The following is a 24,961-nucleotide window of genomic DNA, read 5'->3' as shown; positions in this document are numbered from 1 at the left end:
CCACAGGAGACGCCCCCTCGCGAAAGCCTCGCGCCGCGGACTACGGCGCTACTCGCTCGACCTGCCAGCCGTCGCGGCCCAGGCGGAACCGCAGCCGGTCGTGCATCCGGTCGCGGCGGCCCTGCCAGAACTCGACCTCCTCCGGCCGGACCCGCCAGCCGCCCCAGTGCGGGGGGACCGGGATCTGCTCGGTGTCGGCGAACTGCCGCTCGATCTTGTGCAGCGCCGAGTCCAAAGTGGAACGGCCGGCCACCACGCGCGACTGCGGCGAGGCCCAGGCACCGATCTGCGACCCGCGCGGCCGCGAGTTCCAGTACTCGGCGGTCTCGACGGGCCCGACCTTCTCGACCGTGCCGCGGACGTGCGCCTGGCGCTGCATCGCGAACCACGGGAAGGTGGCGGAGGCGTAGCGGGTCGCCATCAGGTCGTGCGACTTGTTCGAGGTGTAGTTGGTGAAGAACACCACGCCGCGCTCGTCGAGGCCCTTGAGCAGCACCGTGCGCGAGGACGGGCGGCCCTGGGTGTCGGTGGTCGCGAGGACCATGGCGTTCGGTTCCGCCAGACCGGCGCGGGAAGCGTGGTCGAGCCACAGCTGGAGCTGTTCGTGCCAGGTGGCGGCAAGCTCCGACTCGGCGAGCGAGCCCTGCTCATAAGACACGCGCATCGCGGGCAGAGCGATGTTCGTGGTCTCCGTCATCGGCGAACCTCCCAGCACAGCGCAGAACTCGTGGTCCTTGGACCCGCGACCATACGCACGGCGACCCGATCCCGAAACCGCCTGCGCGGTGATGACCACCACCTGAACAGTGACTGTCCGTGGTTTGAACGGATCTGGATCGAATACGTGATCGAGTCAGATGGCGTCGAGCACACGTGTGACGGTGACCACGTCTTCACCCAGTGCGGTGGCAAGGGATCCGCCCGCCGCCAACGGCACGACGTTCCACCACTCACCGCCGTCAGCGGGGCGCTCGACGGCGTCCAGGTGCACCTGGCTGCCCAGGACGCGCTTGCCGGCGAGCCCGGCCGCGGACGCGTCGACCGCCGGGTCGCCGACGACGAGCTGCTGGTGCAACAACGGCGTGCCGCACCGGGTCGCGCGCACCGACGTGGAGAGCACACCGGCTTTCTCGCCGACGCGGCCGAGCACCAGCACCTCGCGCAACGACAACACCGCGTGACCGTCCAATTCGGCCTCCACCACTGCGGTGTGACGCGCGCGGCCCGTCACGACCGTGGGCTCCGGCAGGTACCGGGCAATGCCCTCGATCGTGAACCGCACGACCGAGGACGACTCCGCACCGGACGGGCCGGGCAGCGCCAGCGTCGCCGCCACGCCCCGCAGGTCCAGCGCGGCACCGGGACCGACCGCGACGTCCAGCTCCAGGGCGTCCCCGCCGAGCGGGGACGTCACGGAGCTGACGAGGTGCACCAGCGCGACCGGACCGGCGCGGCGGTGCGGCACCAGCGTCAGGGGCGCCTGGGAGCGCAGGACGCGCACGACGCTGTTGCCGTGCCGGTCGAGCTCGACGACCAACCGCGCGGACGCCCTCACAGCTGCGCCAGCACCCACTTCGCGACCTCGGGCGCGTCCGGTGTCTCCACCAGCGACTGCGCGATCACCGGCAGCTCGCCGCGCATCCGGTGCGCGTCGGAGGTCATCACGTCCAGGTCGGCGCCGACCAGCGGGGCGAGGTCGGTCTTGTTGATCACCAGCAGGTCGGCGGTCGTGACGCCGGGGCCGCCCTTGCGAGGCACCTTGTCGCCGCCGGCCACGTCCACGACGAAGATCTGCCTGTCGACGAGGCCGCGGGAGAACACGGCGGTCAGGTTGTCGCCGCCGCTTTCGATGATCACCAGGTCGAGGCCGGTGAACCGGTGTTCCAGGCGTTCGACGGCGTCGAGGTTCGCGGTGATGTCGTCGCGGATCGCGGTGTGCGGACAGCACCCGGTCTGCACGGCCTCGATGCGCGCCGGGTCCAGCACGCCCGCGCGGCGCAGGAAGTCGGCGTCCTCGGTCGTGTAGATGTCGTTGGTGACCACCGCGAGCTCCAGCTGCGCGCCGAGAGCACGGCACAGCGCGGCGGTCAGCGCGGTCTTGCCGCTGCCGACGGGGCCGCCGATGCCGATGCGCGGCGCCTTGCCGTGGTGGTGGTCGTGCGGGTCAGGACCGTGGTCAGCTCCCAAAGAGACGCACCCCTTCACGTCGAACATGAGCCTCCGCCAAGAGGTCCAAGGCGGGTGAACCGAGCGCGGGCAGCTCCTTCGCGGCCCGCGCGGCGACCTCTTCCACCGGAAGCGCCGCCACGATCGCGTTGACCCCGAACGGGTCGAGTCCCAGCAGCCGCACCGCCGCGGACGCCGGTCCGCTGACGGCGAGGTAGGCGCAGGTCAGCGCGGCCTCGACCGGGTCGTCGACCAGCACGCCGATGACCAGCGGCTGGTGCGGGTCCGGCGGCAGGTCGCGCAGGCGCGCGGACGGCCACGCCCGCCGGGCCGCCCGCAGCATGCCGCGGCCCTGCGCCCGCGACGCCGCGCGCTGGGCGGGCGAGGGCGTGCGGGCGTCGAGCTCGGCGTCCAGCGTCGGGAGGTCCTCACCGCGGGCCGCGGCGGCGGCGAACCCGGCCGCGAGCAGCCCCGCGGTCTGCAACCGCCCGCGCAGGAACGACTCCAGCGACGGCTCGTCGTGCACGAGCCGCCGGGTGGCCGCCTCCTCCAGGCCACCGGAGTGCACGTGCCCGCCGCCGGGGAAGCGGGAGTCGGCGAGGATCAGCGCGGTCAGCATCAGAACAGGAAGTACCGCTGGGCCATCGGCAGCTCGGCGACCGGTGCCGGTTCCACCAGCTCGCCGTCCACGTGCACGGCGAAGCTGTCCGGGTCGACCCGCACGTCCGGCAGCGCGTCGTTCAGCACCATGTCCGCCTTGGACACCGAGCGGGTGTTCTCCACCGGCAGCACCCGCCGGGCGTACCGGTCGCCGATACCGGCCTCGACCGCCTCCGGTGCGACGAAGAAGACGCTCGACGCGGCACCGGCCGTGGCACCGAACATCGGCCGCGCCCACACCGGTTGCGGCGTCGGGATCGAGGCGTTCGCGTCACCCATGGCACCCCACGCGATGAAGCCGCCCTTCAGCACGACCGATGGCCGCACGCCGAAGAACTTCGGTTCCCACAGCACGAGGTCGGCGAGCTTGCCGGGTTCGACCGAGCCGACCTCGCCGGCGATGCCGTGCGCGATGGCCGGGTTGATCGTGTACTTCGCGACGTACCGCCGGGCCCGCAGGTTCGGGTCGAGGGTGTGGCGCTTCGACATCACGTGCGCGGTCTGCCAGGTGCGGATGACGACCTCGCCGACCCGGCCCATCGCCTGGGAGTCGGAGCTGATCATCGAGATGGCGCCCAGGTCGTGCAGCAGGTCCTCGGCGGCGATCGTGGTCGGGCGGATGCGCGACTCGGCGAACGCCAGGTCCTCGGGCACCGACGGGTTGAGGTGGTGGCAGACCATCAGCATGTCGAGGTGTTCTTCGAGCGTGTTGACGGTGTGCGGGCGGGTCGGGTTGGTCGACGACGGCAGCACGTTCGGCAGTGAGACGACCCGGATGATGTCCGGTGCGTGCCCGCCGCCCGCGCCCTCGGAGTGGTAGGCGTTGATCGACCTGCCACCGATGGCGTCCACTGTGGACTCCAGGAAGCCGGCCTCGTTCAACGTGTCGGTGTGGATGGCGACCTGGACGCCGGACTCGTCGGCGATGCGCAGGCACGCGTCGATCGCGGCGGGCGTGGTGCCCCAGTCCTCGTGCAGCTTGAACCCGCCCGCGCCACCGCGGAGCTGTTCGCGCAGAGCTTCCTCGGAGACCGTGTTCCCCTTGCCCAGCAACAGGACGTTGACCGGCATGTGGTCCATCGACGTCAGCATCCGGTCGAGGTACCAGGCGCCCGGCGTGACCGTGGTGGCCTTCGTGCCCTCCGCAGGGCCGGTGCCGCCGCCGACCAGCGTGGTCAGGCCGGACGCCAGCGCCTCGTCCACGACCTGCGGGCAGATGAAGTGCACGTGGCAGTCGATGCCGCCCGCGGTGAGGATCTTCCCGTTGCCGGACAGGATCTCCGTCGACGGGCCGATGACCAGGTCGGGGTGGACACCGTCCATCGTGTCCGGGTTGCCCGCCTTGCCGATCGCGACGATCCGGCCGTCCCGCACGCCGACGTCGGCCTTGACCACACCCCAGTGGTCGAGCACCACGGCACCGGTGATCACCAGGTCCGGCGCGCCCTCGGCACGGGTGGCGATCCCCTGCCCCATCGACTCGCGGACCACCTTGCCACCACCGAAGATCACCTCGTCGCCGGAGCCGGTGCCGCGGCTCAGGTCCTCGGTGACCTCGATGAACAGGTCGGTGTCGGCCAACCGGACCTTGTCGCCGACGGTCGGGCCGAGCAGCTCGGCGTAGCGCTCCCGGTCGATCACCGCTGCAACCCCCTGACGATCCGCAGGCCGGCCAGCGGAACGAGCGACACCTCGCGCTCGACGCCGGGTTCGAAGCGCGTCGCCGTGCCGGCCGGGATGTCCAGCCGGTAGCCGAAAGCGGCCTCCCGGTCGAACTCCAGCCCGGCGTTGACCGACGCGAAGTGGAAGTGCGAGCCGACCTGCACGGGCCGGTCGGCGGCGTTGACGACGGTGAGCGCGACCCGCGGCCGGCCCGGGTTGAGCTCGACCGGTTCGCTGCCGACGACGACCTCGCCCGGGGCGGGACCGGCGGACGGCGCGATCGGGTGGTGCACCGTGACGAGCTTCGTGCCGTCCGGGAACGTCGCCTCTACCTGCACCGAGTCGATCATCTCCGGCACCCCGCGCATGACCTGCTCCGGTGCGAGCACCGTGCGGCCGCTCTCCATCAGCTCGCTGACCGTCCGCCCGTCCCGCGCGCCCTCCAGCACGTGGTCGGTGATCAGCGCGACGGCCTCGGGGTAGTTCAGCAGCACTCCGCGTTCGAGCCTCCGCCGCGCCACGTCGGCAGCGACGTGCACGAGGAGCTTGTCCCGTTCATGCGGCGTCAGGTGCACAGCTTCGTTCTACCACTCGAAAGCCGTTTACCGCCCAGTGGAAACCTCGCCGAAACATGAACGCACGCGGGGAGCTTTCGTTCACCAGGAGCGCACGAAAGGGCCCCGCGTGCCGCCGTGTCCACCGACCGGTGGACAACCGGGGTCGGCGGGGCGGTCGTCCCGGCCGGAGGGGGTGGAGAAGCAGGATTTGTGGCATGAACGCGATTCGAGTGCGAGGGCTGGAGAAGGCCTACGGGGGGCACCGGGCGGTGGCCGGGGTGGACCTCGACGTCGCCCGCGGTGAGGTGTTCGCGGTCCTCGGGCCGAACGGGGCCGGCAAGACCACGACCGTGGAGATCCTGGAGGGGCACCGCGACCGGGACGCCGGGGAGGTGAGCGTGCTCGGCGGCGACCCGGCGAAGGCGGGGCGGGTGTGGCGCTCGAAGCTCGGCATCGTCCTGCAGAGCGCGAGCGACGCCGCGAACCTCACTGTCCGCGAGGCCGTGCGGCACTACGCCGGGTACTACGCGGACCCGCGTGACCCGGAGGAGGTCATCGACCTCGTCGGGCTCACCGAGAAGGCCAAGGCCCGCGCCGGCACGCTGTCGGGGGGTCAGCGGCGTCGGCTGGACGTGGCGCTCGGCATCATCGGGCGGCCGGAGCTCGTGTTCCTGGACGAGCCGACCACCGGGTTCGACCCGGAGGCGCGCCGCCAGTTCTGGGACCTGGTCCGGCTGCTGGCCGCCGAGGGCACCACGATCCTGCTGACCACGCACTACCTCGACGAGGCAGAGGCGCTCGCCGACCGCGTGGCCGTGCTCGCCGGCGGCCGGATCGTCGCCGAGGGCACGCCGCGGACGCTCGGCGGCCGCGCACACGCCGACGCCACCGTGCGGTGGCTGTCCGACAGCGGCTACACCGAGATCCGCACCTCCGAACCCACCAAGGCCGTCGCCGAGCTGTCCCGCCACGGCGAGCTCGCCGAACTCACCGTCACCCGGCCGTCGCTGGAGGACGTCTACCTGGAGCTGATCAAATGACCACCGCCGTGCTTCCCGGAACCCTGCGGCTCGGCCTCGCGAGGGGTGCGGCCGAGCTGAGGGACTTCTTCCGGCAGAAGGAGAACCTCATCTTCACGGTGTCGTTGCCGGCACTGCTGATGCTGCTGCTCGGCACCGTCTACGTGAAGGAACCGGCCGCCGCGCAGATGTTCGCCGCCAGCATGATCGGCGCGGGCATCATCTCGACCTCGTTCGTCGGGCTCGGCATGAGCGTCGTGGCCGACCGCGAGGACGGCACCCTCAAGCGCCTGCGCGGCACGCCGATGCCGTTCACGTCCTACTTCATCGGCAAGATCGTCCTGGTCTTCGTGACGAGCCTGTTCGAGGCGGTGCTGCTGGTCGCGGTGGGCGTGCTGCGGTTCGACCTGGAGCTGCCGGCGACCGCGGCGAAGTGGGGCACGTTCGCGTGGGTGTTCGTGCTCGGCGTCGTCTCGTGCTCGCTGATCGGTGTCGCGCTCAGCTCGATCGCGACCTCGACCCGCAGCGCGGCGGGCGTGCTGAACCTGCCCTACATCGTGCTGCAGTTCCTCAGCGGCGTGTTCATCATGCAGTCGGCGCTGCCAGAGTCGCTGCGCACGGTGGGGTCGTTCTTCCCGCTCAAGTGGGTGTGCCAGGGTTTCCGCTCGGTGTTCGCTCTGGACGAGAACTACGCGGTCATGGAGGCGGCGGGATCATGGGAGCTCGGCAGGACCGCCCTGGTGCTCGGGGCGTGGACGCTGGTGGGCCTGGTGGGGGTCAGCCGGACCTTCAGGTGGACGAACGGCAGTCGCTGATCACCTGGTACGTGCTCTTCGCGGTCACCCAGGCCACCGCGCTCGTCCTCATCCTGATCGACAACAACACCCTCGCAGACCGCCTGACGGCGGCGGGGTTGCTGGGACTGAACGCGCTGTGGTTCCTGTTCTACGGCCGCAAGCTGGTCCGGCGCGGGCACGAGGACTGGCACGGGTTCGTCTACGCCGCCGGCTCGCTCGCCACGTTCGCGCCGGCGGTGTGGTTCAGCGGCAACGCGACCTTCGCGCTGTTCGGCCTGGTGCCGCAGATCTACATGGTGCTGCCGACCGCGTGGGCGTTCCTGCCGATGGCGGTGTTCGTGTTCACGCCGCAGATCCTGACCTGGGCCGCGGGCGCCGTGCCCGCGCTGCCCTGGCCGGCCGCGCTGCTGATCATCGGCTTCTCGCAGGCCTTCGGGTGGGCGATCAGCCAGATCTCGCGGCAGAACGCGCAACGCGGTGAGCTGCTGCACCGCATCGAGGCGCTGACCATCGAGGCCGAGCGGGCCCGGTGGTCGGCGGAGATCCACGACACGCTGGCGCAGGGCTTCACGTCGATCATCACGCTGCTGCAGGGCGCGCAGCCGAACGTGGAGCTGGCACTGGCCACGGCACGGGAGAACCTGCGCGAGGCACGGGCACTGGTCGCCTCCACCGCACCGTCGCCTTTGGACGGTTCGTCGCTGGAGGACGCGTTGCGGCGCCTGGTGACCGGTGCGGCGCTGCCGTCGGCGTTCCGGGTGATCGGCGACTCGGTCGCGCTGCCGACGTCGGTGGAGGTGGTGCTGCTGCGGACGGCCCAGGAGGCGCTGACCAACGTGCTGCGGCACTCCGGTGCGTCCCGGGTGGACGTCGTGCTGCGGTTCGACGCCGACGGCGTGTCGCTGGAGGTCCGCGACGACGGCCGCGGCTTCGGCGACGCACCGGAGGGCTTCGGCCTGCGGGGCATGCGCGCCCGGCTGGAGCAGGTGGGTGGCAGGCTGTCCCTGTCGTCGGACGAGGGGGCCTCGGTGCTCGTGGAGGTGCCGCTGTGATCAGGATACTGCTGGTGGACGACCACCCGGTGGTGCGGCAGGGCCTGCGCGGCATGCTCGTGGCCGCGGACCTGGAGGTGGTCGGTGAGGCCGGTTCCGGTGCCGAGGCGATCTCCCGGGCCGCAGCGCTGCTCCCGGACGTCGTGCTGATGGACCTGCGCATGCCGGAGATGGACGGTGTGGCCGCGACCGCCCGGATCGTCGGGACGGGTCCGCGCGTGCTCGTGCTGACCACCTACGAGACCGACTCGGACATCCTCCGCGCGGTGGAGGCGGGCGCGTCGGGCTACCTGCTGAAGGACTCGACGACCGAGGACCTGATCGCCGCGATCCGCGCCGCCGCGCGCGGGGAGACGGTGCTGGCGCCGTCGATGGTCGCCAAGGTCGTCGGCCAGGTCCGGACCCCGCCGCTGTCGGCGCGGGAGGCCGAGGTGCTGCGGCTGGTCGCGAAGGGCCTGTCGAACGTCGAGATCGGACGGGCGCTGTTCATCTCCGAGGCCACGGTCAAGACGCACCTGCTGCGCGTGTTCAACAAGCTCGGGGTGTCCGACCGGACCGCGGCGGTCACCACGGCGATGGAGCGCGGGATGCTGCGGTGACGCGCCGAGTTCTCCGGACCGCGGCACCCCGGTGGAACGGGCCGCCGTTCACGACGCTGCGTCAACCGCGGTGACGGATCGTAGTTGATCAAGAACCCCATCGCACGCCGGGTGCCTGCCGGCAGTGACCCAGGACACCCGCCTGTCACCTGCCGGCCACCGGCCTGCAACACTGTGAACTCCGGCAACGGCGCCGGTCAGGTCCGTTAGAAGACTCACCGCCCCGGAGGCGTGACCACATGACCCAGACCGCCGATCCGACCTCGTTGGTGCTGCCCGCCGACCTCAAGCCGTCCGACGGCCGCTTCGGCTGTGGACCGTCCAAGGTGCGCCCGGAGGCCGTGCAGGCCCTGGCCACCGAGGGTGCGGCCCTGCTCGGGACGTCGCACCGGCAGAAGCCCGTCAAGAACCTCGTGGGCCGGGTGCGGTCCGGTCTGCGCGAGCTGTTCGCGCTGCCCGACGGGTACGAGGTCGTGCTCGGCAACGGTGGCACGACGGCGTTCTGGGACGCGGCGTCCTTCGGGCTGGTCCGCGAGACGGCGCAGCACTTCACCAACGGTGAGTTCTCGTCGAAGTTCGCGAAGGTCACGCAGACGGCGCCGTTCCTGAAGGACTCGCTCGTCACCAAGGCCGAGCCGGGCACGGCGCCGGAGCTGTTCTACGCCGAGGGCGCCGACCTGGTCGGCTGGGCACAGAACGAGACCTCGACCGGTGTGGCCATGCCCGTCACCCGCATCGAGGGCTCCGAGCAGGCGCTGATCGCCATCGACGCCACGTCGGGCGCGGGTGGTCTGCCGGTCAAGGCCGAGGACTTCGACGTCTATTACTTCGCGCCGCAGAAGTCCTTCGCGAGCGACGGCGGGCTGTGGCTCGCGCTGATGTCGCCGAAGGCCCTGGAGCGCGTCGAGGAGCTCAAGGACCGCTGGGTGCCGGAGTTCCTGTCGCTGCCGACCGCGCTCGACAACTCCACGAAGGACCAGACGTACAACACGCCGTCGGTGGCCACGCTGTTCCTGCTGGCGCACCAGATCGACTGGATCAACGGCAACGGCGGCCTCGACTGGGCCGTCGCGCGCACCAAGGACTCGTCGGACCGGCTCTACTCGTGGGCCGAGAAGACCGCGTACACCACGCCGTACGTCGAGAAGGCCGCTGACCGCTCGCAGGTCGTCGGCACGATCAACTTCTCCGACGACGTCGACGCCGCCACCGTGGCGAAGGTGTTGCGCGCCAACGGGATCGTGGACGTGGAGCCGTACCGCAAGCTCGGCAAGAACCAGCTGCGGGTGGCGATGTTCCCGGCCATCGAGCCGAGCGATGTCACGACCCTGACCCAGGCGATCGACTGGGTCGTCGGCCAGCTCTGACAGCGCACGCGGGGAGCTTTCGTACTCTCGGAGAGTACGAAAGGTCCCCGCGTGCGTTCAGGCGAGGGCTTCGGTGGGGGATTGGCGGGCGGCCCGCACCGCCGGGTAGAGCCCGGAGATCGCGCCGATGAGGATCGCGGCGCCCACTCCGCCGAGCAGGGCGGGCCACGGCAGTGCCGCCGGCCACCGCTGGCTGATCGAGTACCCGGCTGTGACCGCGACACCCACGATCACGCCGACCAGCCCGCCGAGCCCGGACAGCAGCACCGACTCGGTGAGGAACTGCCACCGGATCTGCCGCCGGGTCGCCCCGAGCGCCCGCCGCAGACCGATCTCCCTGCGCCGTTCCAGCACCGAGATCACCATCGTGTTCGCCACGCCGACACCGCCGACGAGCAGCGCGACCCCGCCCAGACCGAGGAACAGGGCGTTGTAGGAGCTCTCCGCGAGCTTCTGCGCTTCCAGCGCCTCCGAGGGCCGCGACACCTTGACCTCGTTGGCCTGCTTCGGGTTCAGCGTCGGGCCGAGCAGCCTGCGGACGTCGTCCACCTGGTCGGGTGTGGTGCGCACGTAGACCGTGCCGGCGTTGCCCTCGAACCCGAACGCCTCCTTGGCCGCCTCCCAGCCGACCAGCGCCGAACGGTCGATCTCCGGCGAGAGCGGCAGCGGGCCGAGAATGCCGACCACGGTGAACCACTGGCCGTCGATCCACAGCTGCACACCGGGCTCCTGCACGCCCAGGCGCGCGGCCGCGGTGCCCCCGAGCACCACCGACTTCTCCCCCGGCGACAGCCACCGGCCGGCGCGGACCTCGGCGTGCAGCACCGCGAGCAGGTCCTGTTCGGCGGCCTGCACCTGCAGCCCGAGCGTGTCGCTGGCGGGCACCAGGTCGTTCTTGCGGACGCTCGCGGAGATCTTGCCCGTCGCGCTCGCCGCCGACACCGCGCCGATCCGCCTGGCCATCGGCACCGCGGTCTCCGGCAGCTTCGCGTCCTGGCCGAAGAAGTCCTGGCCGGGTGCGGCGGTGAGCAGGTTGGTGCCCAGCCTGGACATCTCCTCCCGCAACGCGGCGGCGCTGGAGGCGGGGATGCCGACGACCGCGACGACGGCGGCGATGCCGATCGCGATGCCCAGTGCCGACAGCACGGCGCGGACCGGGCGGGTCCTCATGCCGAAGAACCCGAGGCGCAGCAGGTCGATCACACGACCACCCCGTCGCGGACCTCGACCCTGCGCGGTGCCCACGCGGCGATGTCCCGGTCGTGGGTGATCATCACGATCGTCGTGCCGTCGGAGTTGAGGCTGTCCAGCAGCTCCAGCACGCCCGCGCCGTTCTTCGTGTCCAGGTTGCCGGTCGGTTCGTCGGCCAGCAGGATTCTCGGCGTGTTCACCACGGCCCGCGCGATCGCGACCCGCTGGCGTTCACCACCGGAGAGCTCGTGCGGCTTGTGCAGCGCCCGGTGGATCAGCCCGACCCGGTCCAGTGCGGACATCGCCATCGAACGCCGCTTGGAGCGCGGCACGCCGGCGTAGACGAGGCCGGAGGCCACGTTCTCGATGGCGGACAAGCCGTCCGTGAGGAAGAACTGCTGGAACACGAACCCGATCGTGCGGGCCCGCAGCGCCGAGAGCGCGTTGTCCGACAACGACGAGATGTCGTGGCCGTCGATCTCGACCCGGCCCGTCGTGGGCTTGTCGAGCGTGCCCATCAGGTGCAGCAGCGTCGACTTCCCCGAACCGGACGGTCCCACGATGGCGAGCATCTCCCCGCCCCCGACGGTCAGGGAGACGTCGCGCAGCGCCTGCACGCCACCGGGGTAGGTGCGGCTCGCGCGGTCGACGGTGATCACTCGGTGGTCACCACCTTCACGCCCTCGCGCAGGCCGTCGCCCTGGACCTCGACCTGGCCCTTGGCGAAGATGCCGACGGTGACCGGGATGGTCCTGCCGTCGTCGGTGACGACGCCGTAGCCGCCCTCGGCCGACGCGAGCAGCGCGCCGATCGGCACCGCCAGGACGTCCTGCTTCTTCGCCACGGTGAACAGCGCCGTGACGTTGGCGGTCTCGACGCCTTCCGCGGCAGCGGGGTCGTCGACGGAGATCGTCAGCACGATCTTGGCCTTCTGACCCTGGTTGGGGTCGCCCGCCGTGCGGGTGATGCCGGTGATCGTGCCGGTGGTGGGCTTGCCGCCGGTGATCGACAGCTCGACCTTCTCGCCCTGCTTGGCGAGGCGCTGCTTGGCCGTGTCCAGCTCGACGGTGACCGCGCGTTCGGTGCCGGTGACCTTCATCAGGTCACCGCCGGCGGGGGCGCCGAGCTGGGCGGTCAGCGCCGCGACCCGGATGGCGCCCGGCTGGACGACGACGTCGCCGGTGCCGAGCTTCCCGGTCTGCTCCAGGCCGTTGGCCTTCTGCCACTTCTTCAACGCCGTGGCGGTGTAGTAGGTGAACTTCTCATCCGGAGTGCCGAAGTCCTTGTACCCCAACGCGGCGAGGTTCTCCTCCACCACCTTGACGTCGGGTCCGTTCGACATGCCCTGTTCGAGGTCGCGGTAGAGCGGCAGCGCACCGTAGAACAGCGGCACCGGCTTGGCGTCCGCGTGGAACACCGGCTTGCCCTGCTCGATGACGGCACCCTGGTTCGGCAGCCCGGTGACGGTGCCGCCCTTCCGGCTCGCCAGACCGCGCTCGGCACCGAAGCCGAGCTGGCCGGTCAGCTGCTGCTGGTCGGCGAGGTCCGTCCGCTTCACCGGCACCGTCTTCGCCGGGTCGTTCCGCAGCGGTGCGGCGTTGGCCTGATCGGCCGCGACCCTCGTGAGGACCACGACCCCGCCGGTGCCGAGCACCACCGCGGCGACGAGCGCGGCGACGACGACCTTCCTGTTGACGCGGCGGGTCATCCGACGGGCCTCGCCGCGACCATGCCCTCACCGAGGCCGCAGTCCTTCATGTCCTGCTTGACCTTGTCGTTCTCCAGATCGGGGAGCTCGATCGTGTCGGTGGGGCCGCCGCCCTCGAACTGCGGGTCCGGCCAGTTGTAGCCCCTGTCGCGCATGCACTTCGCCTCCTGGCGCAGCTTGTCCTGCTCCTCGGGCGACGGCGGCTTGAGCTCGCCGCCGTTGGGCAGGTGCTGCTTGCAGGCCTCGTGGGCGGTCTTCATCTTGTCCTGGTCGAGTGCGACGCCGTCCTCGCCGCCGATCGCGATGCCGACGCGGCCGTCGTCCTGCGGGTCCGGCATGTTGATGCCGTTCTCCCGCATGCACTGGGCGAACTCGACCATGTCGCCCCTCTTCTGGTCGTTCTGGGCGGCCGGTTGTTCTTCCGTCCCGCAGGCGCTCAACGCGAGGAGCAGCCCCAGCAGCACAGCGGTGGTGGTCTTCATGGCGACAGGTCTACGGAGGACGTCATTCGACGGCGTTAAGCGAAAGGCTTTATCCAGTGCTTATGCCCCGTTCGCGGAGACTGTGCGACATGCGTGTGCTGGTGGTCGAGGACGAACGGCTGCTCGCGGACACGGTCGCCGAGGGCCTGCGCCGGTTCTCGATGGCGGTCGACGTCTGCTACGACGGGGAGGCGGCCCTCGAACGCGTGGGCGTGCACGCCTACGACGTGGTGGTGCTCGACCGGGACCTGCCGCTGGTGCACGGCGACCGGGTGTGCGGGGCCGTGCACGCCCGCGGTGGTGAGGCGCGGGTGCTGATGCTGACCGCGGCGGCCGAGGTGGACGACCGGGTCGCCGGGCTGGGGCTCGGCGCCGACGACTACCTGACCAAGCCGTTCGCGTTCGCCGAGCTGGTGGCACGGGTGCAGGCGCTGGGACGGCGGGCGCGGCCCGCGTTGCCGCCGGTGCTCGAACGTGCGGGCGTGACGCTGGACCTGCCGCGGCACCAGGCGTCGCGGGACGGGCGGTTCCTGCCGCTCTCACCCAAGGAGTTCGCGGTGCTGGAGGTGCTGATGCGGGCGGAGGGCACCGTCGTGAGCGCGGAGGAGCTGCTGGAGAAGGCGTGGGACGAGCACGCCGACCCGTTCACCAACGCCGTGCGGGTGGCGGTGATGACGCTGCGCCGCAAGCTGGGCGCACCGCAGGTCATCGAGACCGTGCCCGGTGCCGGCTACCGGTTCGGCCCGTGACGCTGCGGACCAGGCTGACGGCCTGGTACGCGGGGGTGTTCCTGATCGCGGGCGTCGCGCTGGTCGGGCTGAACTACTGGCTGCTCGCCGACTGGTTCCTGCCCGCCGACGGGGTCGCGCTGGCCACGCAGGGGATGGTGACGCGGCCACTGGAGTTGGAGCCGGTGCAGCAGACGGTGGACGTGACCAGGCTGCCCGCGGACGCCGTGGTCATGACGGCCGCGGCGGTCAAGACCGACGTCATGGGCACCGTGCTGTGGCAGTCCGCCATCGCGCTGGTGGTCGCCGCCGTGCTGGCCGCCGGGCTGGGCTGGGTGGTGGCCGGGCGGGTGCTGGCGCCGCTGCACGAGATCACCACGACCGCGCACCGGCTGGAGGCGACCCGGCTCGACCAGCGGATCGAGCTGGAGGGCCCGCCGGACGAGCTCAAGGAGCTCGCGGACACCTTCGACGGCATGCTCGACCGGCTCGCCTCGTCGTTCGACAGCCAGAAGCGGTTCGTCGCGAACGCCTCGCACGAGCTGCGCACCCCGCTGGCCGTGCAGCGGACCCTGATCGAGGTGGCGCTGGCCGACCCGGACGTCACCGAGGAGACGCGCAGGCTCGGCGCGCACCTGCTCGACACGAACGAGCGGAGCGAGAAGCTCATCGACGGGCTGCTGGTGCTCGCGCGGAGCGACCGCGGACTCACCACGCGTGAGCTGGTGTGGCTCGACGAGGTCGTGGAGGACGAAATCGAGGCGTGCGCGGCACTTTCCGCCGAGAAAAAGGTCACGTTTGCGGTTCGGACACGCAGGTATCTGGTCGACGGCGACCCCGTCCTACTTGCCCAGCTCGTCGGCAACCTGGTGCGCAACGCGGTGCTCTACAACGAGCCGGGCGGGTCCGTCACGGTAGAGCTTGATCAAGACCTCGTCGTCGCGAACACCGGTCCCACCGTGCCTGCGCAGGCGGTACCCGGTTTGTTCGAGCCCTTTCGACGTCTGCGCGACCGCACGGGCACGGCCGGATCGGGCCTCGGGCTGTCGATCGTGCAGTCCGTGGCGAAGGCGCACGGCGGCTCGGCGAAAGCTCGTCCGAACGGGGGAGGAGGGCTGGTGGTCCAGGTGAACCTTCCGGAAACCGGCGTGCGGCAGGGCCCGTGAACTGGCAAGATCACGTAAAGATATCGGCGAGTCTCCCACCTCTTGGCGGCTCGTTGTCTTAACGTTCTTCGCTGGCGAGGTGCAGATTCAGGGAGGCCACGATGCGAGCGCTGCGAGTCATCGGGCTCGACGAGGACGGCAAGTCCGTCATCCTCGAGGACCCCGAAAACCGCGGCGAGCGCTTCAAGCTCCCCGCCGACGAGCGCCTGCGGGCGGCACTGCGCGGTGACCTGGCCCGTCTCGGCCAGATGCAGATCGAGTCGGGCGAGGCCCAGATGCGGCCGCGCGAGATCCAGGCCCGCATCCGCGCCGGCGAGTCGATCGAGCAGGTCGCCGCTGCCGCCGGGCTGCCCACGCACCGCGTCGAGCGCTTCGCCTACCCCGTGCTCTTGGAGCGGTCGCGCACGGCCGACATGGCCCAGCGCGCGCACCCGGTGCGCGAGGACGGGCCGGACGTCCAGACGCTGGGCGAGGTCGTCGCGCACTCCTTCGGGCTGCGCGGCCACGACCTGAGCGACACGTCGTGGGACTCGTGGCGTGGTGACGACGGCCGCTGGATCGTGCAGCTGCACTGGAAGACCGGTCGTTCGGACAACCGCGCGCACTGGGCGTTCCACCCCGGTGCGCAGGGCGGCACGGTCACGGCGCTGGACGAGGCCGCGGTCGACCTGATGGACCCGAACCCGAACCGCACGCTGCGCACGGTGCGGCCGGTGACGCAGCTGGCCCGGCAGGCGCTGGAGGCGGCTCCGGTGATCATCGGCCCCGGTCCCGTGGTGGACGAGCCGGTCGCACCCGCACCGCCGGCACCGGTGGTGGAGAAGCCCGCGCAGGAGGACCTGCCCGAGCCGGAGCCCGTTCCGGCCCAGGCGACGGACTCCCCCGCCACCGCGGTGGCGGAACCAGAGGCACCCGCGGCGGAGAAGCCGGTCCGCAAGGACGCTCCGCCCAAGAGGGGGAAGAAGAACCACCCCATCGTGCCGTCGTGGGAAGACGTTTTACTCGGCGTGCGGTCGAACCGCTGACTGAAGGGCCGACGCCGTCATGGGACGTCGTGTCGCGCTGGCTGCCGGAGTGGGTGCACTCCTCGGGCTGGTCTGGTGGGGGGTGTTCGGACTCATCGCGTCCGGCGCCGTCTGCACGAAGGACGATTACGGGTGCCTCGGCACCGCCGTCATGACCGTGCCGATCTTCACGGTCGTGGCGTCGGCGCTGGGGTGGCTCGCGCTGCGCGCGGCGAAGCTGGCCCGGCCGTGGCTGGCCGTGCCTGCGGTGGTCATGGCCGTGGCGACGACGGTATTCTTCGCGCTCGGGTTCTTCTGGGCGGCCGTGCCGATCTTCGCCGTGTTCTTCGCGCTGGCCGCGGTGCTCACCACCCCGCCGCGGTCGTGAAGGTGTTGTGGAGGTTCCGTGCACAACGGCCTGACCAGGTGCTTGATCAGGTAGTCCTGGGCGCATGGTGGTGCGCGTGGTCGTGGGGGCGGTGACCGGAGCGGTCGTCGGCGCGGGTTTTCTGGTGACGCTGCACCAGCTGCCGTCCAGGGGACCTGCCTACCTGGTGTTCTCGGCGATCCCGGTGCTGTTCGCGTTCTGGACGTTCGTGGCCGGTGTGCTGATCGCCGGCGGGTTCCGGCTGGGGCGGCAGGAGCGCGGCTGGTGGGCGACCGGGATCGGCAGCGGGCTGTGGGTCGTGGTGGTCGTGTCGCTGGTGATGGCGCGGACGTTCTCGAAGCACGCCCACCCGCAGTACGCCGAGACCGCGTTGATCCTCGTGCCGTGCGTGGCCTACGCGCTCGCGGCGCTCTTCACATCGAGACGTCCCGTGGAGTCACACAGCTGAAAGGTGTGGGACGGCCGCTGCCAGGGGTACCCGTCGGCAGGTTTTTCGGGTCCCCACGAGCGATTACGGTGGCAACGTGACGGAACAGAGCACCGCGGGCAAGACGGGCAAGGCGGGGCGCCGGTTGTTGCTGCGCGTCGTCCTGTCGATGGCCGTCGGCGCCGGGCTGGTGCTCGGCTGGACGTGGGCCTACGAGGGCGGCGTGCTCAAGTCGTGGCTCGACAGCCAGTCGATGTCGGAGTTCCTGCTGCTGGTGCTGGTCGGGCTGCCGCTCGCGCTGGTGTCGTCGCTCGTGCTCGCCGGCCCGGTGCTGTGGGTGTTCGGGGTGCGGCCGGTGTGGCCGGTCATCCTGCTCGGACCGGTGCTGCTCGGCATCGGGCTGTACCTCAAGGTGCACGAGCCGCTGCTCGCGTGGTTCTCGAACCGGCACCACGCCGAGGCGCTGCTCGCGGCCGTGGCCTACGGGCTCGTGGCGTTGTTCACGTTCAAGAAGGCGTAGGCACCTCGTCCAGCAGGTGCAGGTCCCAGCCCTCGCGCTCGCACCAGTCCTCCGCCTCCTCGCGGGAGAGGACCGCCGCGTGCTTCGGGCGCTGCCCGCCGAGGTGGTCCCAGCCGTCGGGCGCCAGGACGTAGTTCACCCCATCGCGTGAGGCGATGAGCCGTCCGTGTGGAAACGCCATCGTCTGCTCGGTGCGCAGAAACCGCGTCATGGTGGTCATCGTGCCCTTGACCTCGACCTATGTCGAGCCGGGAGGGTCGGGGCAGCGAAAAACCGGATGCTGAGTGTCGGTGCTCCTTCGTACTGTCGAGGAACACCAAGAGGGGGCTCATCGCGTGAGCGATCAACGAAACACGACGATCAGGACGTTGCGGAGGTTGTGGCCGTACGTGCGGCCGTACCGCGCGCGGATGACCGTCGTGCTGACGGCGACGATGCTCGCGATGCTGTGTGGGCTCGGCATCCCGTTGCTCACCCAGCGCATCGTCGACGGACCCATCCAGAACAAGGAGACCGCGGTCCTGCCGTGGCTGATCCTGGGCGTGCTGGTGCTCGGGCTCGGCGAGGCGGGCCTGTTCTACGTGCGGCGCAAGCTCGCGGCGCGACCCGCCGCCGAGGTCGAGGCCGCCATGCGCGCCGACCTCTACCGGCACCTGCAGCGGTTGCAGGTCTCGTTCCACGACCGGTGGCAGTCCGGTCAGCTGCTGTCCCGCGCCACGAACGACCTGAGCACCATCAGGCGGTTCGTGGCGTTCGCGATCGTGTTCCTGATCGTCAACTCCGTGGTCATCGTCATCGGCATGGGGATCATCGCGTTCCTGTCGCCGTGGCTGGTCGTCGTGTCGTTGTGCGGCGCGCTGCCGTTGATCGTCATCTCGTACTTCTTCGAGGCGAAGTTCAAGGTCGTCGCGCGCAAGGCGCAGGACCAGGCGGGCGACCTGACCACGACGGTCGAGGAGTCGGTGCTCGGCATCCGGGTGCTGAAGGCCTTCGGGCGCGGCCCGGAGCTCTCGAAGCGGTTCCTGGCGCAGGCCCGTGAGCTGCGCGGGACCGAGCTGAACAAGATCTCGATCCTGGCCGCGCTGTGGTCGGTGCTGATCGTGCTGCCGGAGCTCTCCATCGCGGGCATGCTCGCGGTCGGCGCGGTCGGCATCGTGAACGGCTGGCTCACCGTCGGTGCGCTGGTGGCGGCGGTGGCGGTCAGCGCGTACCTGCGGTGGCCGATCGACTCGATCGGCTGGCTGCTCGCCGAGACGAACCAGGCTGCGGCTGCCGCCGAGCGCTACTGGGAGGTCCGCGACGTCGAGGTGACGATCAGCGGGCCGGAGCGGCCGGTGTCGCTGCCGGAACCGGTGCGCGGGCACGTGCGGTTCGAGGACGTGCGCTTCGCGTTCGAGGACGGCCGCGAGGTGCTCGCCGGTGTCGACCTCGACCTGCGGCCGGGCGAGACGCTGGCGCTGGTCGGCGCGACCGGGTCGGGCAAGACGACGCTGACGGCGCTCGTGCCGCGGCTGGCGGACGTGACCGGTGGCCGCGTGACGATCGACGGCGTGGACGTGCGGGACCTGTCGCTGGAGGAGCTGCGGCGAGTGGTCGGCACGGCGTTCGAGGAGCCGGTGCTGTTCTCCGCGTCGGTGACCGAGAACGTGGCGCTGGGCGTGCCGGACGTCGACGAGGACCGGGTGCGCGAGGCGTTGCGGGTGGCGAAGGCCGAGGAGTTCGTGGACGCGCTGCCGTGGGGGCTCGCGACGCGGATCGGTGAGCAGGGGCTGTCGCTGTCCGGTGGGCAGCGGCAGCGGCTGGCGCTGGCGCGCGCGGTCGTCGGCAGGCCGGCGGTGCTGGTGCTGGACGACCCGCTGTCGGCGCTGGACGTGCACACCGAGGCCGAGGTCGAGGCGGCGCTGCGGCGGGTGCTGCACGGCGTGACGGCGCTGGTGGTCGCCCACCGCCCGTCCACGGTGCAGCTGGCCGACCGGGTGGCGTTGCTGGTCGACGGCCGGATCGCCGCGGTCGGGTCGCACCGGGAGCTGCTGGAGACGAACGACGAGTACCGGCGCCTGCTGTCCAGCACGGACGACGAACTGGTGGAAGAGGAGGTGGCGTCGTGAGCGACGTGGTCGTGCAGCAACAGCGGGAAGAAGAGTGGCGCGGCGTCGCCGCCGAGGAGATCGAGGAGCTGTCGCACTCGACGGGGCTGCGGTTGCAGGCCCGGTCGCGGCGGCTGCTCGGCTCGCTGCTGCGCCCGCACGTCGGCCGCGCCTCGGTCGCGGTCGCGGCGGTCGTCGGCGGCAACCTCGCGAACCTCGCGGGCCCGCTGCTGATCGCCGCGGCGATCGACAAGGGCATCCCGGCCGCCGTCGACGGCGGCACGTCGATCCTGGTGTGGTGCGTCGCCGGGTACGCGGTGTGCGCGGTGCTGATGACGTTCCTGCGCTGGGCGTTCCTGCGGGTGTCCGGCCGGGTCGGCCAGGACCTGCTGCTCGACCTGCGCGGACGGATCTTCCGGCACTCGCAGCGGCTGTCGGTCGGCTTCCACGAGTCGTACACGTCCGGCAAGGTCATCTCCCGCCTGACCAGCGACGTCGACGCGATGCAGGACCTGCTCGAAGAGGGCCTCGACAGCCTGTTCAACGCGGCGCTGTCCGTGGTGGGCATCGCGGTCGTCCTGCTGTGGCTCGACGCACCGCTGGCCGCGGTCGTGCTGGCGGGCTTCCTGCCCGCGTACCTGATCTGGCGCTGGTTCCGCCGCCGTTCGATGGAGGCCTACCGCGGCACCCGCGGTGCCATCGCCAAGATCATCGTGCAGATCGTCGAGTCGATGAACGGCATCCGCGCGGTGCAGGCGTTCCGCCGCCAGCCGCGCAACGAGCAGATCATGACGGGCCTGAACGCCCGGAACCGCGACGCGAACACCGACGCGCTGGGCGTGATGGCCGCGTTCACCGCGACGATCCGCGTCATCGGCAACGTGTCGCTGGCCGTGGTGCTGGCGTGGGGCGCGTACCGGGTGACGTCCGGTTCGCTGGAGCTGGGCGTGCTCGCCGCGTTCACCCTGTACCTGCGCCGCTTCTACGACCCGTTCGACGAGCTGGCGATGTTCGCGAACTCCTACTCCGCGGCCGCGGCCGCGCTGGAGAAGATCTCCGGTGTCCTGGAGGAGGAACCGTCGGTGCCCGAACCCGCGTCCCCGGTGGCCCTGCCGCACGCCCGCGGCGCGGTCCGGTTCGCCGACGTGGAGTTCACCTACCCCGGTTCCGCGCGGATGGTGCTGCCGAAGTTCACGCTGGACGTGCCGGCCGGCCAGACCGTGGCCCTGGTCGGCGCGACCGGTGCCGGCAAGACCACCCTGGCCAAGCTCGTGGCCCGCTTCTACGACCCGTCGGCGGGCGCCGTGCAGCTCGACGGCGTGGACCTGCGCTCCCTGGCGGACGAGGACCTGCGCCGCGCGGTGACGATGGTGACCCAGGAGAACTTCCTGTTCTCCGGCTCGGTCGCCGACAACATCGCCCTCGGCCGCCCCGAGGCCTCCCGCGCCGAGATCGAGGCGGCGGCAGCGGAGGTGGGCGCACACGAGTTCATCGCAGCCCTTCCCGCCGGCTACGACACCGACGTGCGCAAACGCGGCGGCCGCCTCTCCGCGGGCCAACGCCAGATGGTCGCCTTCGCGCGCGCCTTCCTGGCAAATCCCGCGGTCCTGGTCCTCGATGAGGCAACATCGTCGCTGGACGTCCCGACCGAACGCGCCGTCCAGGCCGCCCTGGAAACCGTCCTGGCCGACCGGACCGCGTTCATCATCGCCCACCGCCTGTCCACGGTCCTGATCGCCGACCGCGTCCTGGTCGTGGACGGTGGCATTGTGGTGGAAGACGGCTCCCCCGCGGAGCTGATCGGTGAGCGGGGCCGGTTCGCGGCCCTGCACACGGCCTGGCGCGACTCGCTCGCGTAGCGGCCTGGGTCGCGTTCGCGCCAATGGGGATCTGGCGCGAACGCGATCCCACGACGGCGGCTGGGCGCTGCCTGGCGGGCGGCGTTCGAAGGCCTTGGCGGTCGCCTGCGGTGGGCCAGGAGCCCCCGGCTGTCGCCTTGAGAGCAGGGCCGGGGTGGGCCCGTCGCCTGCCGCGTTGCCACCAGGACTGGGCTGAGCCCGGACCATGCCGGTCCGTCTCGCTTCGCTCAACCGGCTCCGCCGGTGTCACCAGGCGGAAAGCGGCCGGCTTCCGTCGAACAGCGCGGTCGATCGTTCTCCCCGCCCTCCCCCGTCCGATAGGTTCTGCGACGTAACCACCGGAGGAGGGGTTCGTGGAGTTGCGAGTTCGGGACGGCCGCGCCGTGCTCGCCGGGGAGGACGAGACCGGCGAGCGTGAGGTCGACCCGCACAGCCTGCCCCTCGGCGCTGATCTGGCCGAGGCACTGCACGAGTGGGCGAAGGTCGCCGATGCCGTCGTGCGGACCGAGACGCCCGCGGACGGGGTGGCCAGTGCGCTGGTCGCGCGGCGGGGCAAGCAGCTCGCGGGCAGGCTCGCGGCGGTCATGAACACGCCGGTGCGGTACACGGACCCGGTGAGCGGCGAGCAGGTCAGCGTCGACGCGCCCGAGGAGGCGGTGGCGGAGCAGGCCGTGCAGACGGTGGTGGAGGACCGGGAGGAAGAGCCGGAGCCGACGCCGTGGGGGACGGGGCTGACGGTCAGCTTCATCACGGCCGCCATCGTCACGGTCACGGTCGTGTCGTTGTCGCTCGGGCTGGGTGAGACGAGCCGGTGGCTGGCGCTCATCGCCAACGTGCTGGTGGTGGGTGGCTTGGCGCCGAGTGTGTGGCTCGGGCGCAAGGTGCCGGTGTGGCGGTGGGTGTCCTACGGCGTGGTCACCGGGGTGCTGGTGGCCTGGGTCGTGCTGATCCTGACGCTGCTCTAGAGGAGCGCGTAGAAGGCGACGGCGCCGGCGGTGGCCACGTTCAGGGAGTCCACGCCGGACGACATCGGGATGCGGACTGCGAGGTCGGCCGCGGCGATGGCCTCGTCGGTGAGGCCGGGGCCCTCCGAGCCGAGGAGGACGGCGACGCGGCGGCCGCGCAAATTGGCGTCTGCAAGATGCAGGGCAGCGGGGCGTGGCGTGAGGGCGGCAACTGTATAACCCTTTTGCCTCAACATGTTCAGCGTCACGGGCCACTGATCCGTGGTAGCGAACGGGACGCGCAGGACGTGGCCCATCGAGACGCGCACGCTGCGGCGGTACAGGGGATCGCTGCAGCCGGGGCCGAGGACGACGCCGTCGATGCCGAGCGCGGCGGCGTTGCGGAAGATCGAGCCGAGGTTCTCGTGGTCGCCGACGCCCTCCAGGACGGCGAGGCGCTGGGCGCCGTCGGTCAGGGTGTCCAGGTCCACGGCGGGAGCGCGGTCGGCGGCGGCCAGCACACCGCGGTTCAAGTGGAAACCGACGACCGACGCCATAACCTCCGCTGACGTCACGTAAGCAGGAACGTCCAGCTCAGAGAGGTCGAGCGCCTCAACGCGGCGGCGCACGCCGAGCAGTCCGCGCACGGGGTACGGGGAGGCCAGCAGACGTTCCACCACGACCACGCCCTCGGCGATCACGAGACCGCGCCCACCCGGCCGGTCGGGCCTGCGGTCGGCCGTCGACAGGTCGCGGAAGTCGTCCAGCCGGGGGTCCGCGGGGTCGTTGATCTCGATCACTGTTGCCACGCGGGAAGTTTTGCACCCGGTCCGTCGTGGAACAGGCCGGGTAGTCCGGAGGGCGGAACGCCGCACGCCCGACCAGGGGATGATCGCTGGTTGTTACCCCGACGTGACAGAGAGCACCGATTTGGGCGATGTCAACGAGGTTACCGCTGTGTCAAGTTGGGCGTTCCGCCTGGCCCGCGCCCACCGGCGCCGAGCGAAGGGGTAGCGGCATGGGAAGTGAAGTGTCCAGCCGCACGTTCACCAGAGACGATCGTCAGCGTTACCGCTCGAAGATGCAGCGGAGTCTGGACGCCTTGGCGACGATGCTCGCAGAAGACACGTTCTCCTTTCCCCGTCAGCAGATGGGTCTCGAGATCGAGCTGAACCTCGTCGACGACGCGATGCGGCCGGCGATGACGAACTCCGAGGTGCTCGAGAAGATCGACGACCCCTCCTACACCTTGGAGCTGGGGCAGCAGAACCTGGAGATCAACGTCCCGCCGCGCGAGCTGGCCGGCGGTGAGATGCTCGGCCTGGAGGAGGAGCTGCGCACCTCGCTCGACAACGCCGACGCCAAGGCCAACGACGTCGGCGCCAACCTCGCCATGATCGGTGTGCTGCCCACGCTGAGGGAACGGCACTTCGACCGGAAGTGGCTCTCGGAGAGCCCGAGGTACGCGCTGCTCAACGACACCATCTTCGCCGCACGCGGCGAGGAGATGGTGCTGCACATGGAAGGCCCGGCGATGCCGGGCAAGGGCCCGGAGAAGCTCCTGACCTACGCGGAGTCGATCCTGCCCGAGGCGGCGTGCACGTCGGTGCAGCTGCACCTGCAGGTGGAACCGACCGACTTCGCCGCGCACTGGAACGCGGCGCAGTGCCTGGCCGGGGTGCAGGTCGCCATCGCGGCGAACTCCGCGTTCCTGCTGGGCAAGGCGCTCTGGCACGAGACGCGCATCCCGCTCTTCCAGCAGGCCACCGACACCCGCCCGGACGAGCTCAAGAACCAGGGCGTCCGCCCGCGCGTGTGGTTCGGTGAACGGTGGATCACGTCGATCTTCGACCTGTTCGAGGAGAACGTGCGCTACTTCCCCAGCCTGCTGCCGGAAACCGACGACGAGGACCCGATCGAGAGCCTCGAAGCCGGTGGTGCGCCACGGCTTTCCGAGCTGCGCTTGCACAACGGCACGATCTGGCGCTGGAACCGGCCCGTCTACGACGTCGTCGACGGCGTGCCGCACCTGCGCGTGGAGAACCGGGTGCTGCCGGCGGGCCCGACGGTCCTCGACACGATGGCGAACGCCGCGTTCTTCTACGGGACCCAGCGCGCGCTCACCGCACAGGAACGTCCACTGTGGACGCAGATGTCGTTCCAGGCGGCCGAGGAGAACCTCTACACCGGCGCACGCCACGGCATGAACGCCCAGCTGTACTGGCCGGGCATCGGCTGGATCCCGCCGGACGAGCTGGTGCTGCGCCGGCTGCTGCCGATGGCGCACGAGGGGCTGCGCGACTGCGGTGTCTCCGACGAGGCCCGCGAACGCTACCTCGGCGTGATCGAGCAGCGTTGCCTCGCCCGCCGCACCGGGTCGTCGTGGCAGCGGGAAACCGTTGCGCTGCTGGAGGAACGCGGCATGTCGCGGGAGGCCGCGCTGTCCGGGATGCTCAAGCGGTACATGGAGCTGATGCACGCGGGCGAGCCCGTGCACTCGTGGCACGTCGGGTAGGTCCGCACCGGTCGTCCCCTGTGGCCGGCGTCAACGGCGCCGCCGGCCACGAGCACCGCATCG

Annotated in this window: 27 protein-coding genes; 15 read left to right on the top strand and 12 right to left on the bottom strand. The window is 70.9% G+C overall.

Annotated features, from left to right (window positions below; translation table 11 throughout):
• Positions 1-40: 40 nt before the first annotated feature.
• From pdxH to ACZ7CH_RS16720, 6 genes are all read right to left on the bottom strand, one after another.
• A complete protein-coding gene (gene pdxH, locus ACZ7CH_RS16745) occupies positions 41-697 on the bottom strand; it encodes a pyridoxamine 5'-phosphate oxidase (protein ID WP_360385627.1) in 657 nt (218 codons plus the stop codon).
• Positions 698-853: 156 nt separating this feature from the next.
• The gene (locus tag ACZ7CH_RS16740; protein ID WP_360385625.1) at positions 854-1,555 is read right to left on the bottom strand and encodes an urease accessory protein UreD; all 702 of its coding nucleotides are present in this window, start codon (positions 1,553-1,555) and stop codon (positions 854-856) included.
• A complete protein-coding gene (ureG, locus tag ACZ7CH_RS16735; RefSeq protein WP_360385623.1) occupies positions 1,552-2,214 on the bottom strand; it encodes an urease accessory protein UreG in 663 nt (220 codons plus the stop codon). The genes ACZ7CH_RS16740 and ureG overlap by 4 nt, the downstream gene beginning before the upstream one ends.
• Entirely contained in the window at positions 2,177-2,788 is a 612-nt protein-coding gene (locus tag ACZ7CH_RS16730; RefSeq protein WP_360386636.1) for an urease accessory protein UreF, read from the bottom strand. Before ACZ7CH_RS16730 ends, ureG begins: the two co-directional genes overlap by 38 nt.
• Positions 2,785-4,464, bottom strand: coding sequence for an urease subunit alpha (locus ACZ7CH_RS16725; RefSeq protein ID WP_470369677.1), 1,680 nt, complete (start codon positions 4,462-4,464; stop codon positions 2,785-2,787). The genes ACZ7CH_RS16730 and ACZ7CH_RS16725 overlap by 4 nt, the downstream gene beginning before the upstream one ends.
• Positions 4,464-5,063, bottom strand: a complete 600-nt coding sequence (locus ACZ7CH_RS16720; protein WP_470369533.1) for an urease subunit gamma — start codon at positions 5,061-5,063, stop codon at positions 4,464-4,466. Before ACZ7CH_RS16720 ends, ACZ7CH_RS16725 begins: the two co-directional genes overlap by 1 nt.
• Before the next feature lie 197 nt (positions 5,064-5,260).
• On the opposite strand from ACZ7CH_RS16720, the gene ACZ7CH_RS16715 reads away from it, so the two are divergent.
• The 5 genes from ACZ7CH_RS16715 (at position 5,261) to serC (ending at position 9,879) form a co-directional block, all read left to right on the top strand.
• On the top strand, positions 5,261-6,085 hold the full coding sequence (locus tag ACZ7CH_RS16715) for an ABC transporter ATP-binding protein (RefSeq protein WP_470369534.1): 825 nt from the start codon (positions 5,261-5,263) through the stop codon (positions 6,083-6,085).
• Complete coding sequence (locus ACZ7CH_RS16710) at positions 6,082-6,879, top strand: ABC transporter permease (RefSeq protein ID WP_470369535.1); 798 nt, start codon at positions 6,082-6,084, stop codon at positions 6,877-6,879. Before ACZ7CH_RS16715 ends, ACZ7CH_RS16710 begins: the two co-directional genes overlap by 4 nt.
• The gene (locus tag ACZ7CH_RS16705) at positions 6,858-7,913 is read left to right on the top strand and encodes a sensor histidine kinase (protein ID WP_360385615.1); all 1,056 of its coding nucleotides are present in this window, start codon (positions 6,858-6,860) and stop codon (positions 7,911-7,913) included. The genes ACZ7CH_RS16710 and ACZ7CH_RS16705 overlap by 22 nt, the downstream gene beginning before the upstream one ends.
• Positions 7,910-8,512 carry a response regulator transcription factor gene (locus ACZ7CH_RS16700; protein WP_470374279.1) on the top strand — a complete coding sequence of 201 codons (603 nt, stop codon included), beginning with the start codon at positions 7,910-7,912 and terminating at the stop codon, positions 8,510-8,512. Before ACZ7CH_RS16705 ends, ACZ7CH_RS16700 begins: the two co-directional genes overlap by 4 nt.
• Positions 8,513-8,751: 239 nt before the next feature.
• The gene (gene serC, locus ACZ7CH_RS16695; RefSeq protein ID WP_360385611.1) at positions 8,752-9,879 is read left to right on the top strand and encodes a phosphoserine transaminase; all 1,128 of its coding nucleotides are present in this window, start codon (positions 8,752-8,754) and stop codon (positions 9,877-9,879) included.
• A gap of 57 nt (positions 9,880-9,936) precedes the next feature.
• Here the strand turns inward: serC and ACZ7CH_RS16690 are convergent, their stop codons facing one another.
• From ACZ7CH_RS16690 to ACZ7CH_RS16675, 4 genes are read right to left on the bottom strand one after another with little or no spacing between them, the layout of a single operon-like run.
• Positions 9,937-11,049 carry an ABC transporter permease gene (locus tag ACZ7CH_RS16690; protein WP_360386632.1) on the bottom strand — a complete coding sequence of 371 codons (1,113 nt, stop codon included), beginning with the start codon at positions 11,047-11,049 and terminating at the stop codon, positions 9,937-9,939.
• A gap of 29 nt (positions 11,050-11,078) precedes the next feature.
• Positions 11,079-11,729: an ABC transporter ATP-binding protein gene (locus tag ACZ7CH_RS16685; protein WP_360385609.1), complete on the bottom strand. Its 651-nt coding sequence runs from the start codon at positions 11,727-11,729 to the stop codon at positions 11,079-11,081.
• Positions 11,726-12,778 (bottom strand): peptidoglycan-binding protein, encoded by a 1,053-nt coding sequence (locus ACZ7CH_RS16680; RefSeq protein ID WP_470374278.1) that lies wholly within the window; start codon positions 12,776-12,778, stop codon positions 11,726-11,728. Before ACZ7CH_RS16680 ends, ACZ7CH_RS16685 begins: the two co-directional genes overlap by 4 nt.
• Positions 12,775-13,260: a hypothetical protein gene (locus ACZ7CH_RS16675; protein ID WP_470374277.1), complete on the bottom strand. Its 486-nt coding sequence runs from the start codon at positions 13,258-13,260 to the stop codon at positions 12,775-12,777. The genes ACZ7CH_RS16680 and ACZ7CH_RS16675 overlap by 4 nt, the downstream gene beginning before the upstream one ends.
• 89 nt (positions 13,261-13,349) lie before the next feature.
• On the opposite strand from ACZ7CH_RS16675, the gene ACZ7CH_RS16670 reads away from it, so the two are divergent.
• From ACZ7CH_RS16670 to ACZ7CH_RS16645, 6 genes are all read left to right on the top strand, one after another.
• The gene (locus ACZ7CH_RS16670; protein WP_470374276.1) at positions 13,350-14,009 is read left to right on the top strand and encodes a response regulator transcription factor; all 660 of its coding nucleotides are present in this window, start codon (positions 13,350-13,352) and stop codon (positions 14,007-14,009) included.
• Complete coding sequence (locus ACZ7CH_RS16665) at positions 14,006-15,154, top strand: sensor histidine kinase (RefSeq protein ID WP_470374275.1); 1,149 nt, start codon at positions 14,006-14,008, stop codon at positions 15,152-15,154. Before ACZ7CH_RS16670 ends, ACZ7CH_RS16665 begins: the two co-directional genes overlap by 4 nt.
• Before the next feature lie 101 nt (positions 15,155-15,255).
• Positions 15,256-16,179, top strand: coding sequence for a septation protein SepH (gene sepH / locus ACZ7CH_RS16660; protein WP_360385599.1), 924 nt, complete (start codon positions 15,256-15,258; stop codon positions 16,177-16,179).
• 49 nt (positions 16,180-16,228) lie between these two features.
• A complete protein-coding gene (locus ACZ7CH_RS16655; RefSeq protein ID WP_470374274.1) occupies positions 16,229-16,546 on the top strand; it encodes a hypothetical protein in 318 nt (105 codons plus the stop codon).
• A 64-nt stretch (positions 16,547-16,610) separates the two neighbouring features.
• On the top strand, positions 16,611-16,994 hold the full coding sequence (locus tag ACZ7CH_RS16650) for a hypothetical protein (protein ID WP_458429535.1): 384 nt from the start codon (positions 16,611-16,613) through the stop codon (positions 16,992-16,994).
• A 76-nt stretch (positions 16,995-17,070) separates the two neighbouring features.
• Complete coding sequence (locus tag ACZ7CH_RS16645) at positions 17,071-17,493, top strand: hypothetical protein (RefSeq protein WP_360385593.1); 423 nt, start codon at positions 17,071-17,073, stop codon at positions 17,491-17,493.
• On the opposite strand, the gene ACZ7CH_RS16640 is transcribed toward ACZ7CH_RS16645, so the two are convergent.
• Positions 17,480-17,704: a hypothetical protein gene (locus ACZ7CH_RS16640; RefSeq protein WP_458429536.1), complete on the bottom strand. Its 225-nt coding sequence runs from the start codon at positions 17,702-17,704 to the stop codon at positions 17,480-17,482. The genes ACZ7CH_RS16645 and ACZ7CH_RS16640 overlap by 14 nt on opposite strands.
• 124 nt (positions 17,705-17,828) lie before the next feature.
• Between ACZ7CH_RS16640 and ACZ7CH_RS16635 the strand changes: the two genes are divergently transcribed.
• From ACZ7CH_RS16635 to ACZ7CH_RS16625, 3 genes are all read left to right on the top strand, one after another.
• Entirely contained in the window at positions 17,829-19,601 is a 1,773-nt protein-coding gene (locus tag ACZ7CH_RS16635; protein ID WP_360385589.1) for an ABC transporter ATP-binding protein, read from the top strand.
• Positions 19,598-21,439 carry an ABC transporter ATP-binding protein gene (locus tag ACZ7CH_RS16630; protein ID WP_470374273.1) on the top strand — a complete coding sequence of 614 codons (1,842 nt, stop codon included), beginning with the start codon at positions 19,598-19,600 and terminating at the stop codon, positions 21,437-21,439. Before ACZ7CH_RS16635 ends, ACZ7CH_RS16630 begins: the two co-directional genes overlap by 4 nt.
• 353 nt (positions 21,440-21,792) lie before the next feature.
• Positions 21,793-22,404 (top strand): DUF2537 domain-containing protein, encoded by a 612-nt coding sequence (locus tag ACZ7CH_RS16625; protein ID WP_458429539.1) that lies wholly within the window; start codon positions 21,793-21,795, stop codon positions 22,402-22,404.
• Here ACZ7CH_RS16625 and ACZ7CH_RS16620 read toward each other — a convergent pair.
• Entirely contained in the window at positions 22,401-23,192 is a 792-nt protein-coding gene (locus tag ACZ7CH_RS16620) for a TrmH family RNA methyltransferase (protein ID WP_360385583.1), read from the bottom strand. The two genes, ACZ7CH_RS16625 and ACZ7CH_RS16620, sit on opposite strands and share 4 nt — an antisense overlap.
• Before the next feature lie 209 nt (positions 23,193-23,401).
• Here ACZ7CH_RS16620 and ACZ7CH_RS16615 point away from each other — a divergent pair, with 209 nt between their 5' ends.
• Positions 23,402-24,898 (top strand): glutamate-cysteine ligase family protein, encoded by a 1,497-nt coding sequence (locus tag ACZ7CH_RS16615; RefSeq protein ID WP_360385581.1) that lies wholly within the window; start codon positions 23,402-23,404, stop codon positions 24,896-24,898.
• The last annotated feature ends 63 nt before the right edge of the window (positions 24,899-24,961 follow it).

It is taken from the genome of Lentzea sp. NPDC037011, from assembly GCF_055607425.1.
The sequence above is the reverse complement of the archived record's forward strand: the minus strand, read 5'-3'. Positions and strand labels throughout refer to the sequence as shown.